Origin of the sequence: Streptomyces sp. HP-A2021 (genome assembly GCF_022807935.1) — a bacterium.
GTDB lineage: Bacteria > Actinomycetota > Actinomycetes > Streptomycetales > Streptomycetaceae > Streptomyces > Streptomyces afghaniensis.
The window spans coordinates 2,765,584-2,782,135 of sequence record NZ_CP094344.1; the positions used below are offsets into that span (position 1 = coordinate 2,765,584).

Genomic DNA, 16,552 nt, shown 5'->3' on the forward strand with positions numbered 1-16,552 from the left:
GGGCGGCGCACCGGGACATCCCTATACGCGGAAGCGCGGGAGATCGTGTTCGACTTTCTGAGTGACTACGACATCCTGGGAGCCTTCTGGACGACGGTGCAGCTCGCCCTGCTCTCGGCCGTCGGCTCCCTGATCTGGGGCACCCTGCTGGCCGCCATGCGCGTCGGCCCGGTGCCGCTCATGCGGGGCTTCGGGACCGCCTATGTGAACCTCGTGCGGAACATTCCGCTGACTGTGATCATCCTGTTCACCTCGCTGGGCCTGTTCCAGACCCTGGGCGTCAGCCTGGGCGCGCAGGGCGTCGAGGACACCAATTTCCGGCTCGCTGTACTCGGTCTGATCGTCTACACCTCGGCTTTCGTGTGCGAGGCACTGCGGTCCGGTATCAACACGGTGCCGGTCGGCCAGGCGGAGGCAGCCCGGGCGATCGGCCTCAGCTTCTCGCAGGTGCTGGGACTTGTCGTGCTCCCGCAGGCGTTCCGCTCGGCGGTCGGCCCGCTGACGAACGTACTGATCGCGCTGACGAAGAACACCACTGTGGCCGCGGCGATCGGTGTGGCGGAAGCGGCGTTCCTGATGAAGGAAATGATTGAGAACGAAGCCCAGTTGCTCCTGATCTCCGCGATCTTCGCCTTCGGTTTCGTGGTGTTGACGCTGCCGACCGGTCTAATCCTCGGCTGGGTGGGCAAGAAGGTGGCGGTGAAGCGATGAGTTCCCTTCTCTACGACGCCCAGGGGCCTCGCGCCAAGCGGCGCAACGTCCTGTTCACAGTGGTCTTCCTGGTCGCCCTGGCGGCCTTGCTCTGGTGGGTGTACAGGACCCTCGACGAAAAGGGCCAGCTCGCGTGGGTGCTGTGGGAGCCCTTCTTCACCGGCACCGAGGCCTGGTCGACGTACATCTGGCCCGGCTTGCAGAACACGTTGAAGGCCGCCGCGCTCGCCATGATCATCGCGATGCCGCTCGGCGCTGTCTTCGGCATCGCCCGACTGTCGGAGCATGCCTGGATCCGGGTACCGGCCGGAGCCGTGGTCGAGTTCTTCCGCGCCATCCCGGTGCTGATCCTGATGATCTTCGGGCTCGCCCTGTTCGCCGAGTACACGAACGTCTCGTCCGACGACCGTCCGCTGTACGCGGTCGTCACCGGCCTGGTGCTGTACAACGCCTCTGTCCTCGCCGAGATCGTCCGCGCGGGCATCCTGTCCCTGCCCAAGGGCCAGTCCGAGGCGGCCATGGCGATCGGTCTGCGCAAGAACCAGGAGATGCGGCTCATCCTGCTGCCGCAGGCGGTCACCGCGATGTTGCCGGCCATCGTCAGCCAGATGGTCGTGATCGTGAAGGACACCGCCCTCGGCGGCGCGGTCCTCACCTTCCCCGAACTGCTCGCCTCGGCGAACACGATGAGCGGCTACTACGGCGCGAACGTCATCGCCAGCTTCACGGTCGTGGCAGTCATCTTCATCGCGCTCAACTTCGCCCTGACCTCCTTCGCGAGCTGGCTGGAGCGCCGACTGCGGCGGGCCAAGAAGTCGACGGGTGCGGTCGTGGGCGCGGGCGACGCGGAGATCGCCGGCACAGCCGGGACCGGCGCCGGAGGCACCACCTGACACTCGGTCAACCCACATGACACACTCAGGGGCAGTGGCATGATCGCCACTGCCCCTGGTCACTTGACGCAAGCACCGGCAATGGGTTGCATACGTTCTGTGATCGTGCACCCTGCTCCAACTTCCTGTTCACCTACGTCTCTCAGGACAACACCACGGGCAGGGGGCGCCGCGCCGTGGACCCGGTGATCATCGTCGGAGCGGGGCCCGTCGGGCTCACGCTCGCCCTGGCGTTGGCACGTCAGGAGGTGCCGTGCGTCGTCCTCGACGAGGGGCCGGGCAAGGACGAACCCCGTGCGGCGCGCACCGTCGTCCTGCGCGAGGACACCGCCGCTCTCGTGGAACGGCTGACCGGCGTGCCCCTGTCCCGGGCCGGCGCCCACTGGGCCGGATGGCGGTCGATGCGGCGCAAGCAGGTGATGCGCGAGATCGTTTTCGACGGCACCGAGCCCGCTCCCCTGCACATCGCCCAGCACGTGCTGACCGGCGCCCTGCGCGCGGCCCTCTCCGGCGAACGGCTCGTCAGGGTCGCGGTGGAGAGCCGGCTCGACGGCATCGAACAGGAGTCCTCGGGCGTCACGGCCCACACCCGCGGCCCCAAGGGCACCTGGTGGCGCGGAAGTTACCTGGTCGGCTGCGACGGCCCCCGTTCGACCGTGCGCAAACTCCAGGACATCCGCTTTCCGGGCCGTACGGCGGTGGAACGTCACGCCGTCGCCGCGCTGCGTACGGAACTGCCGTGGCACGGCGAGGCGTTGCTGCACCGCATGCCGCCGTGGCGCATGTCGGGCCCCTCGGCCGGCGAGGTCACCGCGCGCCCGCTGCCGGACGGCGTCTGGCGTCTGGACTGGCTCCTGCCGCCCGGCAAGGACCTGGTCACCCCCGAGCTGCTGCTGACCCGCATCCGGGAGACCCTGGCCGGCTGGGCGGGCGGCACGACCCCGCCGTACGAACTGCTGGACACCGGAGTCCACACGGTCCACCACCGCCTGGCCCGCCGCTGGCGCGCCGACCGGGTCTTCCTCGCCGGGGACGCGGCCCACCTGCTCGGCGCGCTGGGCACGCACGGTCTCGACGAGGGCCTCAGGGACGCCGACAACCTCGCCTGGAAGCTGGCGGTGGCCTGGCACCACGGGCCGCACGAGGCGCTCCTCGACAGTTACCAGACCGAGCGCCGGGCGGTCGTCGCCGCCCGGTTGCGCGCCGCCGACCAGGCGCTGCCGCTGCTGCGCGGCGGCGGAGGCCTGCGTTCGTACGTCCCCGGCTCGTCCCGAGGCCATGACGCGCTCCTCACGGACGGCCACTTGGGGTACGGCCAGCTCGGCGCGCCGGGGGCGTACGCTGACTCGCCCCTCGCGCCCCGACGCCTCGAAGGAGAGACCCCCGTCGACACACCGCCCGGAGCGCCGGTCACCGACGTACGGGTCACCGCGGAGGACGGCACCTTCGTACGGCTGCGGGACCGGCTCGGCCGCGGCGCCCTGCTCGTGGTGCTGATCGCGCCTGGCACGGGTGTGTGGGAACGCAAGCACTGGGTCAGCGCCGGCATCATGCCCCGGCTCGCGGCCGCGGTCACGGCACTGCCGCACCCGGCCGAACTGCTGGTCGCCGAGAGCTATCCGGGTGCTGCCGCGCACACGGTGCTCCTGGTGCGCCCCGACGGGCACCTCGTCACCTCGCTGAGCGGAGTGCGCCCGGAAGACCTGTACGCGGCGGCGGAAGCCACGGTGGGCGGACCGGTGAAGGCACAGGCCGAAGCCGGCGCGTCGGCCGGCTCTCGCTGACGTCGACATCGCGGTGACGTGCTCACTGTCACCGTGCGTCCGCATGGTGACAGTGAGTTGACCGGTCCGGGTGGCCATGGTGTACTCCGATGCGTGACCGACACCTGTGTGCGCCTGTGGCGGAGGGTCCATATGGACCTCGTCCGCTATGCGGGCTGCGTGTGTCGCCCGTCCTGCTGACTTCGCATCTCTCTTCCTCATGGGCGCGCGCCGCGCTCTGTCTGCCGCGGCCGACGCGCCTGATTCGCGAACCCTCATCAGGACCTCCAGGACGGCACCCGTGTCTGTATCCCCTTCCCCATCCCCCGCTGTCTTCTCTTCCGGCTCCGCGCATGGATCCTCCGACGGCTCCTCTTCCGCCTCGTCCGCCGCTTCAGCGCCCACGCAGGCCGACCTCTTCGACTTCGTGCGGCGTACGGCCGCCGACACCGAGCTGATCGCTTCCCTGCCGCTCGACCCGGAAGGCCGTACCTGGGTGCGGCTGGAGGGGCCCGGCGGCAGCGAGGCCTGGCTGATCGGCTGGCCGCCCGGCACGGGCACCGGCTGGCACGACCACGCCGACTCCGTCGGCGCCTTCCTGACCGCGTCGGGCGAGCTCAAGGAGAACTCGCTCGCCGCGCGGCTGCCCACCGACGGCTGGAAGACCCTGGAACTCACCGACGGTGTCGATCGTGAACGCCGGCTGCCGTCGGGCCAGGGCCGCGCCTTCGGCCGCCACCACGTCCACGAGGTGCTCAACGAGTCCCCCGACCGGCACGCGATCTCCGTCCACGCCTACTACCCGCCCCTGCCGCAGATCCGCCGCTACAGCCGCAGCGGGTCGATCCTGCGGCTCGAACAGGTGGAACGACCGGAGGACTGGCAGTGAGCGCGACGCACGAGCGGGTGAGCGACGGCAACGGCAGCAGCCGTGGTGGTGGTGTCCAGCGTCCCGTCGGCATCGACGAGTTGCTGGAGCGCGTACGGGCGGGCTACGAGCGGATCGAACCGCAGGAGGCGTACGAGGCCGCCCTGGACGGTGACGCGCTGCTGGTGGACATCCGCTACGCGGCCCTGCGTGAACGGGACGGCCTGATCCCCGGCGCCCTCGTCGTCGAGCGCAACGAGCTGGAGTGGCGACTCGATCCGCAGGGCAGCCACCGTCTCCCCGAGGCCACGAGCCACGCCCTGCGCGTCGTCGTGCTCTGCAACGAGGGGTACGCCTCCAGCCTGGCGGTTCAGTCCCTGCACCAGTTGGGACTGCACCGGGCCACCGACCTGGTCGGCGGGTTCCAGGCTTGGCGGGCGGCGGGGCTTCCGGTGGTGTGACGACGGGGCTCGGCAGCGGGCGCGGCCCCACGAGGGTCTCGCCCTCGCCTCAGACCCCGCCTCAGATCCCCTCGTCCCCGAGGAACTCCGTGTCCTCGCCCTCCTCCTCCAGCGCCTGCCGGACCACGCGCAGGGCCATGCCCTCGGAGTAGCCCTTGCGGGCGAGCATGCCCGCGAGGCGGCGGAGGCGCTTGTCCCGGTCCAGCCCACGAGTGGAGCGGAGCTTGCGCGCGACCAGGTCCCGCGCGGTCGCCTCCTCCTGATCGGAGTCGAGCTGGGAGACGGCCTCCTCGATCAGCGTGGAGTCGACGCCCTTGGTCCGCAGCTCCCGGGCGAGGGCACGCCGGGCCAGCCCTCGGCCGTGGTGCCGCGACTCCACCCAGGCGTCCGCGAAGGCACCGTCGTTGATGAGGCCGACTTCTTCGAACCGCGACAGCACCTCCTCGGCGGCGTCGTCCGGGATCTGCCGCTTGCGCAGGGCGTCGGCGAGTTGCTTGCGGGTCCGCGGGGTCCCGGTGAGCAGGCGCAGGCAGATCGCCCGAGCCTGCTCGACCGGGTCCCCCGGAGGCTCCCCCTGCTCGGCCCTCGACGAGGAGAGGGAACCTCCGTCCTCGGCATCCGCCGCGCCGAAGCCGCGCCGGCGACGCCCACGTCCGCGCCCGCCAGGCGGCCCATCGCCACGCGAGCCGTCCCTGGATGAGCCGCCTCCGCGTGCGGCTCCGGTCAATGAGCCTCTGTCGGATGAGCCGCTGCCCTGGGAGGCCTTGCCGAACGGCCCGTCGTCTCCGAACAGCCCGTCGTCTCCGAACGGCCCGTCGTCTCCGTACAGCCGGTCGTCCCCGTGCCCGTCCTCACCGTCCGCGGCCGAGCCCGTCTCTCCTCCGGTGCCCCTCCCCCGTGGGGCACCGGAGGCGACGTACTCGTACTCCGCCCAGTCGGTTCGTCGTGTCACGGGTCAGCTCTTGGCTGCGGCGGCCTTGGACTTGGCGGACTTGGCCGGTGCCGGGGCGGGGACCGCCGCGGCTTCGGCCGGTGCCGGGGAGACCGCCGCGTCCGTGCCCGGCTCGGCGGCCGGCTCCTCGGGACGCACGCCGACGCCCAGCTTCTCCTTGATCTTCTTCTCGATCTCGTTGGCCAGGTCGGGGTTGTCCTTCAGGAAGTTGCGCGCGTTCTCCTTGCCCTGGCCGAGCTGGTCGCCCTCGTACGTGTACCAGGCGCCGGCCTTGCGGACGAAGCCGTGCTCCACGCCCATGTCGATCAGGCCGCCCTCGCGGCTGATGCCGTGACCGTAGAGGATGTCGAACTCGGCCTGCTTGAAGGGCGGCGCGACCTTGTTCTTGACGACCTTGCAGCGGGTGCGGTTGCCGACCGCGTCCGTGCCGTCCTTCAGCGTCTCGATGCGGCGGATGTCGATGCGCACCGAGGCGTAGAACTTCAGCGCCCGGCCACCGGTCGTGGTCTCCGGGGAGCCGAACATCACGCCGATCTTCTCGCGGAGCTGGTTGATGAAGATCGCGGTCGTCTTGGACTGGTTGAGCGCGCTGGTGATCTTCCGCAGGGCCTGGCTCATCAGGCGTGCCTGCAGACCCACGTGACTGTCGCCCATCTCGCCCTCGATCTCCGCGCGCGGGACGAGGGCCGCGACGGAGTCGATGACGATGAGGTCGAGGGCGCCGGAGCGGACCAGCATGTCCACGATCTCCAGGGCCTGCTCGCCGTTGTCCGGCTGGGAGAGGATGAGGTTGTCGATGTCGACGCCGAGCTTCTTCGCGTACTCGGGGTCGAGTGCGTGCTCCGCGTCGACGAATGCGACCTGGCCGCCGGCCTTCTGCGCGTTCGCCACCGCGTGCAGGGTCAGGGTGGTCTTACCGGAGGACTCCGGTCCGTAGATCTCCACGACACGGCCGCGGGGCAGGCCGCCCACGCCGAGGGCCACGTCGAGGGCGGTGGACCCGGTCGGGATGACCTCGATGGGCTCCTTCGTCCGGTCGCCCATGCGCATGACCGCGCCCTTGCCGAATTGCCGTTCAATCTGTGCGAGAGCGGCATCCAGGGCCTTCTCGCGGTCGGTTCCTGCCATGGGTTCCACCCGATTTGCTTGAGTCGATCGCTTCACGTCAAAGACGCTAACGCCTGCCACTGACAATGCGCCCCGACGCACGTCCGGCCTGTGGACAACTCGGGCACATCTCCACCCAAAGTACGTCGAAATGCCCGCCGTTGAGCCTCGCCGGAGACTCAATAAGAATGGATGTTCGATTTTCGTGTCAAGCGCACCACGCGACACCTCCGCGACAGGGCGCAGCGACTCAGGCCGGGCTGTTCCCGGAGCCCCCGCCCTCGGACCGCCCGTCCTCGGAGCCCCCGCCCTCGGGCCGTTCCGTCTCTGTCCGCCGTGCCCACACCTGCCTCGCGCGCGTGACGAGGCTGGGCCCCTCCCCGCGTCGGCGATGGCCGTGCACCCGGGGGTCGTCCGTGACGGCGTACCGCTTCACGTACGCCCCCAGGAACGCCTGGAGCGTAGCGATGGCGGGGATGGCGATCAGCGCGCCGACGGCACCCAGGAGAGCGGTGCCCGCGATGACCGAGCCGAAGGCGACCGCGGGGTGGATGTCGACGGTCTTGGCCGTGAGCTTCGGCTGGAGCACGTAGTTCTCGAACTGCTGGTAGATCACCACGAAGATCAGCACCCACAGCGCGTACCAGGGGTTGACCGTGAACGCGATCAGCATGGGCAGCGCGCCCGCCAGATACGTGCCGATGGTGGGGATGAACTGCGACACCAGGCCCACCCACACGGCCAGCACGGGCGCGTAGGGCACGTCCAGGGCCTGCAGGAGGACGAAGTGCGCTATGCCCGAGATCAGAGCCATCAGGCCGCGCGAGTAGATGTAGCCGCCGGTCTTGTTCACGGCGATCTCCCAGGCGCGCAGCACCTCGGCCTGCCGGGCGGGCGGCAGGAGGGAGCAGATCGTGCGGCGCAGTCGCGGGCCGTCCGCGGCGAAGTAGAACGAGAACAGCGCGATCGTCAGCAGCTGGAAGAGGCCCCCGATGACCTGGGCGGACACGTCCAGGACACCTGTGGCGCTGTTCTGCACGTAGTTGCGCAGCCAGTCGGAACGGAGCAGGCCCTCCTGGATGTCCACGCGCTTCAGGTCGGTCTTGAAGTGCGTGTTGATCCAGTTGATGACGGAATCGAGGTAACCCGGGAAGCCCTCGATCATCTTGATGATCTGGTCCGCGAGGATGGAGCCGAGCAGCGTGACGAAGCCCGCCGCCACGATGATCACGCCGATGAAGACGATGAAGGTGGCCAGCCCCCGGCGCATGCCACGCGAGGCCATCCAGCTCACCGCCGGTTCGATGGCGAGCGCCAGGAAGAACGCGATGAGGATGTTGATCAGCAGTCCGGTGAGCTGGTGGAAGGCCCAACTGCCCAGCTGGAACGCGGCGACGAGGGCGAGTGCGAGCACCAGGGCACGCGGCAGCCAGCGCGGCATGCGGCCGTTCGGCCCGGCATCCCCGCCGGCGGGGGGCGGGGCGGGCGGTGTCGTACCGAACGGGGAGGACTGCTGGGCTTCCTGCCCGGTCTCGTCAGTGGGTGCCACGCACCAAGTCTCACCCACGCCACCGACAGCCGTCTGCCCGCCCGCGATCTTCGTGGGCCGTCGGTCAGCGGTCTCCACGACTGGTCAACGGTTCTCCCTCGGCACGTCCATCACCGCGCACACCACCTGCCAGACCTCCTTGGCGTCCCAGCCGGCGTCGAGCGCCTCGTGGACGGTGCGTCCGCCGAGCTCCGACATCACATGGTCGCGCGCGAAGGTGTCGGCATAACCCGGACCGAAGTACTCCGCCATCCGCTGCCAGAAGACCGTCAACCGCATGACTCCAGTATCCCGCTCCTGGGGGTGGGCCTGCGCCGGGACCGCCTGCCGGCACCGTGTTCCGCCCTACGGTCTGACCCATGGCCGAAACAGGAGCTCCCTCACTCCCCCAGTCGCTCCCGCCGCACACCCCCGTGGCGCGTGCGGAACGCTTCGTCTGGCTCACCGCGCGCGTGCTCGAGCAGCGCCTCTTCGCCCACCACTTCCGGGGCGGCGCCGCCGACCCGGTGGAGACCGCCCTGGACGCCTACCGCAACGAGGACGGCGGGTACGGCCACGCGCTGGAGCCCGACCTGCGCGGCCCGGTCAGCCAGCCGCTGCACACCGCCCACGCCCTGCGCGTCCTGGACGCCGTGGGACGCTGCGCCGGCCAGCGTGTGGAACGGATGTGCCGCTATCTGACGTCCGTCTCCACGGCGGACGGCGCCCTCCCGGCGATCCACCCGAGCCAGCGCGGCTACCCGACGGCGCCCTTCGTGCCGGTCGTGGACGCCCCGCCCAGCGCCCTCCTGGCCACCGGTCCGGTGGTGGGGCTGCTGCACCGCAACGAGGTGTGGCACGCCTGGCTGTTCCGGGCCACGGACTTCTGCTGGCAGGCGGTCGAGTCCCTGGAGAAGTCCCATCCGTACGAGATCGAGGCCGCCGTGGCCTTCCTCGACTCCGCCCCGGACCGCCCGCGCGCGGAGGCGGCCGCAGACCGCCTTGGCCGCCTGGTCCGCGAACACCGCCTGGCGGCTCTGGACCCCGAGAACCCGGACGCGTACCCGGTCTCTCCCGGTTACGCCCCGGGCGAGCACCACTTCCCGTACGACTACGCGAGGACACCGCGTTCCCTCGCGCGCGAGTGGTTCACGGACGACGAGATGGCCCGCTCCCTGGACCACCTCGCCGCCCAGCAGCAGGAGGACGGCGGCTGGCCCATCCGCTGGCGCCACTGGGCCCCGGCCCCCGCCCTGGAGGCCCGCCCGCTAGTGACGATCGAGGCCCTGCGCACACTCGGCGCGTACGGCCGCGGCATCAGCTGATCGGCCGCGGCATCAGCTGATCAGGCCCCCATGGCCCGCACTCCCGCGGTCACCAGCACGGCTGCCGCGACGACGAGCAGGAACGGCGCCCGCAGCATCAGCGCCACGGCGGCGGCTCCGAGCCCGGCGGCCCGCGCGTCCAGGACCAGCGTCTGCCCGTCGGCGAAGGTCTGCTGGGCCGTGAGGGCCGCCAGCAGCGCGACGGGCAGCAACGCGGCGAGGCGCTTCACGACGGGCCGCTCGAGTGCTCCCGCGGGCACCAGCAGCCCGGCCAGCTTGACGGCGTAGCACCCGAGGACGGTCACACCGATGGCGATCCAGACGTTCATCCCTGGTCCCCCTGTCCCTTGCGCCGGCCGTCCGCCCAGAGCACGACCGGCGCCGCCAGTGCGGCCAGCAGAACCGGCACACCGGCGGGCAGCAGGGGCAGCAGCCCGAGCCCCAGCAGCACGGCGAGCCCGGCGACGGCCCGCTCGGTGCCGGTCTTCAGCATCGGCGCGAGCAGCGCCAGGAACACCGCGGGTCCTGCCGCGTCCAGCCCCCACGCGTCGGTGTCCCCGAGGGCTTCGGCGCCCAGGGCGCCGAGCAGCGTGGTGAGGTTCCACAGGACGTACAGGCTCAGCCCCGTCACCAGGAACCCGATCCTCGCACTGCGCCGCGTGGGCTGCGCGAGCGCGACGGCGGCCGTCTCGTCGATCACCCACTGGGCGGCGAACGGCCGCACCGCGCGCGGGAGGGCCAGCAACTGCGACAGACGCAGGCCGTAGAAGGCGTTCCGCACCCCCAGGAAGAAGGCCCCGGCCGCCGCCGTGAACGGGCCGCCACCGGCCGCGAGCGCTCCCACCAGGGCGAACTGGGACGCCCCGGTGAACACCAGCAGACTGAGCGCGCACGTCTGCAACAGCGTGAGCCCGCTGCCTGCCGACGTCACCCCGAAGGCGAACCCGGAGAGCCCGACGGCCACCCCGACGCCCAGGGCGTCCCGCACGACGGCACGGTCCGCCTTCCCACCGGTCTCTGTATCTCTGAGAGCTGTCCGATCTGCCACGCCCCGCACGCTACGAGGAGCCGCTACCGCAGGTCTTGTACGTTCTTGCGCTCCCGTTGATAGGCCCCGGGAGGCACACCGACCATCCGGCTGAAGTGCCGGTTGAGATGCGGCTGATCGGTGAATCCCACGGCCACGGCGACCTCCGAGGGCGCCGTCCCGAGGTCCAGCAGCCGCCGCGCCCGCCGTACCCGCGCGTCCGTGAGCCACGCGTGCGGCGGCATGCCGTAGGCGTCCCGGAAGGCCCGCAGCAACGCGAACGGACTGGTCCCGAGATCGGCCGCCAATCGCTCCAGGCTCGGCGGCCGCGCCATCCGCTCCTCCAGCACCGCACGCGCGCGTGCCGCGGTCCGGGCCCCCGCCGTCCGCACCTCCCGCCGCGGCATGGGCCCGCCGTTCAGCCGCAGCAACCTCGTCACGGCGACCCGCAGCAGTGTGTCCGCGGCCAGCGCGTTGCCCTCGTCGGCGGCGCGCAGCACCTGATGCACCAGCCCGACCGCGTACGGGTCGTCCACCACGGGGCTGACGAACCCCGGCGTCCCCCGAAGCGCCGTGGTCTCGGCCGCGATCTCCGCCACCACGTCGACGGACGGATACACGGCCCCGTACCGCCACCCTTCCGGCACACCGGCCCGTCCGGTGTGCGGAGTGTCCGGATTCACCAGCGCGAGAGCACCGGCCCCGGCGTACTGGTCGCCCCCGCCGTGGTGAAAGACCTCCACCCCGTCGGCGATGGCGGCGATCACGAAGTTCTCGTGCGTGTGCCGCACGAACGTCTTCCGCACGTACCGGGCCCGCAGCAGGTCCACCCCGGGCAGCTCGTCGTACTGCCAGTGCCGCGCGCGCTCGCTCATACGGCCATTGTCCGATCCCGCGGCCCACCACGAAACGGCAGGCGGAACCGCGGCGGCCTCCCGTTGTCAGTGCCGGGGTGCACGATGGACGCATGCCCAGCAAAGCACCCGGACCCCTGGACGGCTTCTCTCCCGCGACCCGCGCCTGGTTCTCGGGCGCCTTCTCGGCGCCCACCACGGCCCAGTCCGGTGCGTGGCAGGCCATCCACGAGGGCTCGGACGTGCTGGTCGTCGCCCCCACCGGCTCCGGCAAGACCCTGGCCGCCTTCCTCGCCGCCCTGGACCAGCTCGCCTCGACCCCTCCCCCCGCCGACCCCAGGAAGCGCTGCCGGGTCCTGTACATCTCCCCGCTGAAGGCCCTGGCCGTGGACGTCGAGCGCAACCTTCGCAGCCCCCTGACCGGCATCCGCCAGGAATCCGTACGGATGGGCCTGCCCGAGCCCGAGGTCAAGGTGGGCATCCGCTCGGGCGACACCCCCGCAGCCGAGCGCCGCGCCCTGTCCACCCGCCCTCCGGACATCCTGATCACCACCCCCGAGTCGCTGTTCCTGATGCTGACGTCGGCCACGCGCGACGCGCTGACCGGCGTGGACACGGTGATCCTCGACGAGGTGCACGCGGTCGCGGGCACCAAGCGCGGCGCCCACCTCGCGCTCTCCCTGGAGCGGCTGGACGACCTCCTCCCGAAGCCCGCCCGCCGCATCGGCCTTTCCGCGACGGTCCGCCCGGTCGACGAGGTGGCCCGTTTCCTCTCGCCGCGGCGCAAGGTGGAGATCGTCCAGCCGGAGTCGGGCAAGGAGTTCGACCTCTCCGTGGTCGTCCCGGTCGAGGACCTGGGCGAGCTGGGCGGCTCCCCGGTGGCGGACGGCTCGGAGGGCGCCGAGCGCCCGTCGATCTGGCCGCATGTGGAGGAGAGGATCACCGATCTGGTCCAGTCGCACCGCTCCACGATCGTCTTCGCGAACTCCCGGCGCCTCGCGGAGCGCCTGTGCAACCGCCTGAACGAGATCGCGTACGAACGGGCCACGGGCGAGACCCTCGACGAGCACCACTCCCCCGCCGAGCTCATGGGCGGCTCGGGGGCCGCCCAGGGCGCGCCCCAGGTCATCGCCCGTGCCCACCACGGCTCGGTGTCCAAGGAGCAGCGTGCCCTGGTCGAGGAGGACCTGAAGGCGGGCCGCCTGCCCGCGGTCGTGGCCACGTCCAGTCTCGAACTGGGCATCGACATGGGCGCGGTCGACCTGGTGGTCCAGGTCGAATCGCCGCCCTCGGTGGCCTCCGGCCTGCAACGCGTCGGCCGGGCGGGCCACCAGGTGGGCGCGGTCTCCACCGGCGTGGTCTTCCCGAAGTACCGCGGCGACCTGGTCCAGGCGGCGGTGGTCACGGAGCGCATGCGGACCGGCGCCATCGAGTCCCTCAGGGTCCCCGCCAACCCGCTGGACGTCCTGGCCCAGCAGCTCGTGGCGATGACGGCCATGGACACCTGGCAGTTCGACGACCTCCTCGCCGCCGTCCGACGGGCCGCACCCTTCGCCTCGCTCCCGGAATCGGCCTTCACGGCGGTCCTCGACATGCTGGCCGGCCGCTACCCGTCCGACGCCTTCGCCGAGCTGCGCCCGCGCGTGGTGTGGGACCGCGTCACGGGCGAGATCACGGGCCGCCCCGGCGCCCAGCGCCTCGCCGTCACCTCCGGGGGCACGATCCCCGACCGCGGCCTCTTCGGCGTCTTCCTCGCCGGCGCCGATCCCAAGAAAGGCGGCGGCCGGGTCGGCGAGCTCGACGAGGAGATGGTCTACGAGTCCCGTGTGGGCGACGTCTTCACGCTCGGCACGAGTTCCTGGCGCATCGAGGACATCACCCGCGACCGGGTCCTGGTCTCCCCGGCCCCGGGCGTGCCGGGCCGGCTGCCCTTCTGGAAGGGCGACCAACTGGGCCGCCCGCTCGAGCTGGGCCGGGCGGTCGGCGCGTTCCTGCGCGAGGTCGGCTCGCTGCCCAAGGACGATGCCCGGCTCCGCCTCCTCGCCGCCGGCCTGGACGCGTGGGCGGCGGACAACGTGCTCTCCTACCTCGACGAGCAGCGGGAGGCCTGCGGCCACGTCCCGGACGACCGGACGATCGTCGTGGAGCGCTTCCGCGACGAGCTCGGCGACTGGCGCGTGGTCGTGCACTCGCCCTTCGGCGCCCAGGTGCACGCCCCCTGGGCCCTCGCGCTCGGCGCGAAGCTCTCCGAGCGCTACGGGATGGACGCGCAGGTCATGCACGCCGACGACGGCATAGTGCTGCGCCTGCCGGACGCCGACCTGATGGGCCTGGACCTGCTCGACCAGGAGCCGGTGAAGATGGGCCGGGAGTACGACGCCGAGCAGGCCCCCGTGGGCGCCGCCGACGTCGTCTTCGACAAGGGCGAGGTCGACCAGGTCGTCACCGATCAGGTGGGCAGCTCGGCGCTGTTCGCGGCCCGTTTCCGCGAGTGCGCCGCCCGCGCGCTGCTGCTGCCGCGCCGCAACCCGGGCAAGCGCACGCCGCTGTGGCAGCAGCGCCAGCGCGCCTCCCAGCTGCTCCAGGTGGCGAGCGAGTTCGGCTCGTTCCCGATCGTCCTGGAGGCGGTCCGCGAGTGCCTCCAGGACGTTTTCGACGTCCCCGGGCTCGTCGAGCTGATGGGCGACCTGGAGTCCCGCAAGGTGCGCCTCGTCGAGGTCACCACTCCCGAGCCGTCCCCCTTCGCGCGCTCCCTCCTCTTCGGCTACGTCGCCCAGTTCCTGTACGAGGGCGACTCCCCGCTCGCCGAGCGCCGCGCCGCCGCCCTGTCGCTGGACTCACGGCTGCTGGCCGAGCTGCTGGGCCAGGCGGAGCTGCGCGAGCTGCTCGACGCGGAGGTGCTCACGGAGCTGGAGCGGGAGCTTCAGTGGCTGACCGAGGACCGCCGCGTCAAGGACGCCGAGGGCGTCGCGGACCTCCTCCGCCTCCTCGGCCCGCTCACGGAGGCGGAACTGGCCGAGCGGGGCGCCGAACCGCAATGGGCTCAGGACCTGGCCGGCGCCCGGCGTGCCATCCGGGTCCGGATCGCGGGCAGCGACCACTGGGCGGCGATCGAGGACGCGGGCCGGCTGCGCGACGCGCTGGGCACCGCCCTGCCGGTCGGCGTCCCGGAGGCCTTCACGGAGCCCGTCAAGGACCCGCTCGGCGACCTCCTCGCGCGCTACGCCCGCACCCATGGCCCGTTCACCTCGACCACGGTGGCATCCCGCTTCGGCCTGGGCGTGGCCGTCACCGAGGGCGCCCTCCAGCGGCTGGCCGCGGCGGGCCGGGTCGTCCAGGGCGAGTTCCACCCGGCCGGGATCGGCCAGGAGTGGTGCGACGCGGCCGTGCTGCGCCGGCTGCGCCGCCGTTCCCTGGCCGCCCTGCGCCATGAGCTGGAGCCGGTGCCGCCCGCCGCACTCGCCCAGTTCCTTCCCCAGTGGCAGCACATCGGCAAGGGCCACTCCCTGCGCGGCATCGACGGCCTGGTGCGCGCCGTCGAGCAGGTGCAGGGCGCGTCCGTGCCCGCCTCCGCTCTGGAGAAGCTGGTCCTGCCCTCCCGGGTCGCGAACTACAACCCGGCCATGCTGGACGAGCTCACCGCCGCCGGAGAGGTGGTCTGGGCCGGTGCGGGCTCCCTCCCCGGCAAGGACGGCTGGGTCTCCCTCTACCTGGCGGACGCGGCCCCGCTGCTCCTGCCGCCCCCGCACCCCTTGGAGCTGACCGCTCTGCACCAGTCCGTCCTGGACATCCTCTCCGGCGGCTACGGCCTGTTCTTCCGCCAGATCGCCGACCAGGTCCGCGCCACCACCCACCCCGACGCCACCGACCCCCAACTGGCCGACGTCCTGTGGGACCTGGCCTGGTCCGGACGTCTGACCAACGACACGCTCGCTCCCATGCGCTCCCTGCTCGGCTCGGGCCGCACCGCCGGCTCCACGGCCCACCGCGCCAAGCGAGCGGTCCCGCGCGGCCGCTACGGCTCCCTGACGGCCGCGGCCCGCCCCGCCTCCCGGTCCGGGCCTCCGACCGCGGCCGGCCGCTGGTCCCTGCTCCCGGCCCACGAGCCGGATCCCACGGTGCGGGCCCACGCCCTCGCCCGCACCCTCCTCGACCGGCACGGCGTGGTGACCAGGGGCGCGGTCTCGGCGGAGGGCGTCGAAGGCGGGTTCTCGGCGACGTACCGCGTCCTGTCCGCCTTCGAGGAGAGCGGCCAGGCCCGCCGCGGCTACGTCGTGGAGGGCCTCGGCGCCGCGCAGTTCGCGATGGACGGTGCCGTGGACCGCCTGCGCGCGGTGGCCAACGCCCGCGACCGCGGCGAGGACCTGCCCGGCCCCCCTCCGGGCCCCGACCTCGATCCGTTCCCCGCCCATGACTTCGCCGGACTGGACGACTCGCTCCCGTCCAACGACCACCCCGGCGACCCCGGCCCCGACGGCTTCCCCGGCTTCGGCCCCGCCTACGTCACCCCGGCCCCCCAGCCGTCCAGGGACGAGTACGTCTCGCCCCGGGACTACACCCCACAGGACCCTTCACCCTGGCAGAACGGCGGACGCGCACCGTACGCCCCCGGGTCCCCGGGCCGCCGCAACCGCCCGGACCCCGCCTCACGGGCCGTCGTCCTCGCCGCCGCCGATCCGGCGAACGCGTACGGCGCCGCCCTGGCCTGGCCCGAGCCCCCGACCGGCGCCGGGCACAAGCCGGGCCGCAAGGCGGGCTCCCTGGTGGTGCTCGTCGACGGCGAGCTGACGCTCTACATGGAGCGCGGCGGAAAGACCCTGCTGGCCTGGACCACCGCCGCGGACGGCGACCCCACCGACGACCCCCGCCTGCGCACCGCCGCCGAGGCCCTCGCCGCAGCCGCCCGCGCGGGCTCCCTCGGCACGGTCACGGTGGAGCGCGTCAACGGCGCCCAGGCCCTGACCTCCCCCATCGGCACCCTCCTGGAAGGAGCGGGCTTCATCGCGACCCCTCGTGGCCTCCGTCTGCGGGCCTGATCGTCCCGGCGACGTGCCACCCTTGAC

15 protein-coding genes are annotated in these 16,552 nt (G+C 72.1%); 8 read left to right on the forward strand and 7 right to left on the reverse strand.

Annotated elements, in window-relative coordinates; genetic code table 11:
- The first annotated feature begins 45 nt into the window (after positions 1 to 45).
- The 6 genes from MQE23_RS12505 (at position 46) to MQE23_RS12525 (ending at position 4,696) form a co-directional block, all read left to right on the forward strand.
- On the forward strand, positions 46 to 711 hold the full coding sequence (locus MQE23_RS12505) for an amino acid ABC transporter permease (protein WP_243382608.1): 666 nt from the start codon (positions 46 to 48) through the stop codon (positions 709 to 711).
- Complete coding sequence (locus MQE23_RS12510; protein WP_243379198.1) at positions 708 to 1,604, forward strand: amino acid ABC transporter permease; 897 nt, start codon at positions 708 to 710, stop codon at positions 1,602 to 1,604. The genes MQE23_RS12505 and MQE23_RS12510 overlap by 4 nt, the downstream gene beginning before the upstream one ends.
- Before the next feature lie 176 nt (positions 1,605 to 1,780).
- Entirely contained in the window at positions 1,781 to 3,388 is a 1,608-nt protein-coding gene (locus MQE23_RS12515; protein ID WP_243379199.1) for an FAD-dependent monooxygenase, read from the forward strand.
- A 108-nt stretch (positions 3,389 to 3,496) separates the two neighbouring features.
- Complete coding sequence (locus MQE23_RS43645; RefSeq protein ID WP_309544753.1) at positions 3,497 to 3,568, forward strand: putative leader peptide; 72 nt, start codon at positions 3,497 to 3,499, stop codon at positions 3,566 to 3,568.
- A 100-nt stretch (positions 3,569 to 3,668) separates the two neighbouring features.
- Positions 3,669 to 4,256: a cysteine dioxygenase gene (locus tag MQE23_RS12520; protein ID WP_279345141.1), complete on the forward strand. Its 588-nt coding sequence runs from the start codon at positions 3,669 to 3,671 to the stop codon at positions 4,254 to 4,256.
- A 17-nt stretch (positions 4,257 to 4,273) separates the two neighbouring features.
- Positions 4,274 to 4,696, forward strand: coding sequence for a rhodanese-like domain-containing protein (locus MQE23_RS12525; RefSeq protein WP_243382612.1), 423 nt, complete (start codon positions 4,274 to 4,276; stop codon positions 4,694 to 4,696).
- 61 nt (positions 4,697 to 4,757) lie between these two features.
- Here the strand turns inward: MQE23_RS12525 and recX are convergent, their stop codons facing one another.
- The 4 genes from recX to MQE23_RS12545 form a co-directional block, all read right to left on the reverse strand.
- Positions 4,758 to 5,648, reverse strand: a complete 891-nt coding sequence (gene recX, locus MQE23_RS12530; RefSeq protein ID WP_243379200.1) for a recombination regulator RecX — start codon at positions 5,646 to 5,648, stop codon at positions 4,758 to 4,760.
- 3 nt (positions 5,649 to 5,651) lie between these two features.
- Complete coding sequence (recA, locus tag MQE23_RS12535; protein ID WP_037672698.1) at positions 5,652 to 6,776, reverse strand: recombinase RecA; 1,125 nt, start codon at positions 6,774 to 6,776, stop codon at positions 5,652 to 5,654.
- A 229-nt stretch (positions 6,777 to 7,005) separates the two neighbouring features.
- A complete protein-coding gene (locus tag MQE23_RS12540) occupies positions 7,006 to 8,304 on the reverse strand; it encodes an AI-2E family transporter (RefSeq protein WP_020276305.1) in 1,299 nt (432 codons plus the stop codon).
- An 84-nt stretch (positions 8,305 to 8,388) separates the two neighbouring features.
- Complete coding sequence (locus MQE23_RS12545; protein WP_020276306.1) at positions 8,389 to 8,583, reverse strand: DUF3046 domain-containing protein; 195 nt, start codon at positions 8,581 to 8,583, stop codon at positions 8,389 to 8,391.
- 80 nt (positions 8,584 to 8,663) lie between these two features.
- Here MQE23_RS12545 and MQE23_RS12550 point away from each other — a divergent pair, with 80 nt between their 5' ends.
- The gene (locus MQE23_RS12550) at positions 8,664 to 9,608 is read left to right on the forward strand and encodes a hypothetical protein (protein ID WP_243379201.1); all 945 of its coding nucleotides are present in this window, start codon (positions 8,664 to 8,666) and stop codon (positions 9,606 to 9,608) included.
- A 20-nt stretch (positions 9,609 to 9,628) separates the two neighbouring features.
- Here MQE23_RS12550 and MQE23_RS12555 read toward each other — a convergent pair whose 3' ends face one another.
- From MQE23_RS12555 to MQE23_RS12565, 3 genes are read right to left on the reverse strand one after another with little or no spacing between them, the layout of a single operon-like run.
- Positions 9,629 to 9,937 (reverse strand): AzlD domain-containing protein, encoded by a 309-nt coding sequence (locus tag MQE23_RS12555; RefSeq protein ID WP_020276308.1) that lies wholly within the window; start codon positions 9,935 to 9,937, stop codon positions 9,629 to 9,631.
- Positions 9,934 to 10,656 (reverse strand): AzlC family ABC transporter permease, encoded by a 723-nt coding sequence (locus tag MQE23_RS12560; RefSeq protein WP_243379202.1) that lies wholly within the window; start codon positions 10,654 to 10,656, stop codon positions 9,934 to 9,936. Before MQE23_RS12560 ends, MQE23_RS12555 begins: the two co-directional genes overlap by 4 nt.
- Positions 10,657 to 10,679: 23 nt before the next feature.
- Positions 10,680 to 11,510, reverse strand: a complete 831-nt coding sequence (locus MQE23_RS12565) for an AraC family transcriptional regulator (RefSeq protein WP_020276310.1) — start codon at positions 11,508 to 11,510, stop codon at positions 10,680 to 10,682.
- A 92-nt stretch (positions 11,511 to 11,602) separates the two neighbouring features.
- Between MQE23_RS12565 and MQE23_RS12570 the strand changes: the two genes are divergently transcribed.
- Positions 11,603 to 16,525, forward strand: coding sequence for an ATP-dependent helicase (locus tag MQE23_RS12570; RefSeq protein ID WP_243379203.1), 4,923 nt, complete (start codon positions 11,603 to 11,605; stop codon positions 16,523 to 16,525).
- Positions 16,526 to 16,552 lie beyond the last annotated feature (27 nt).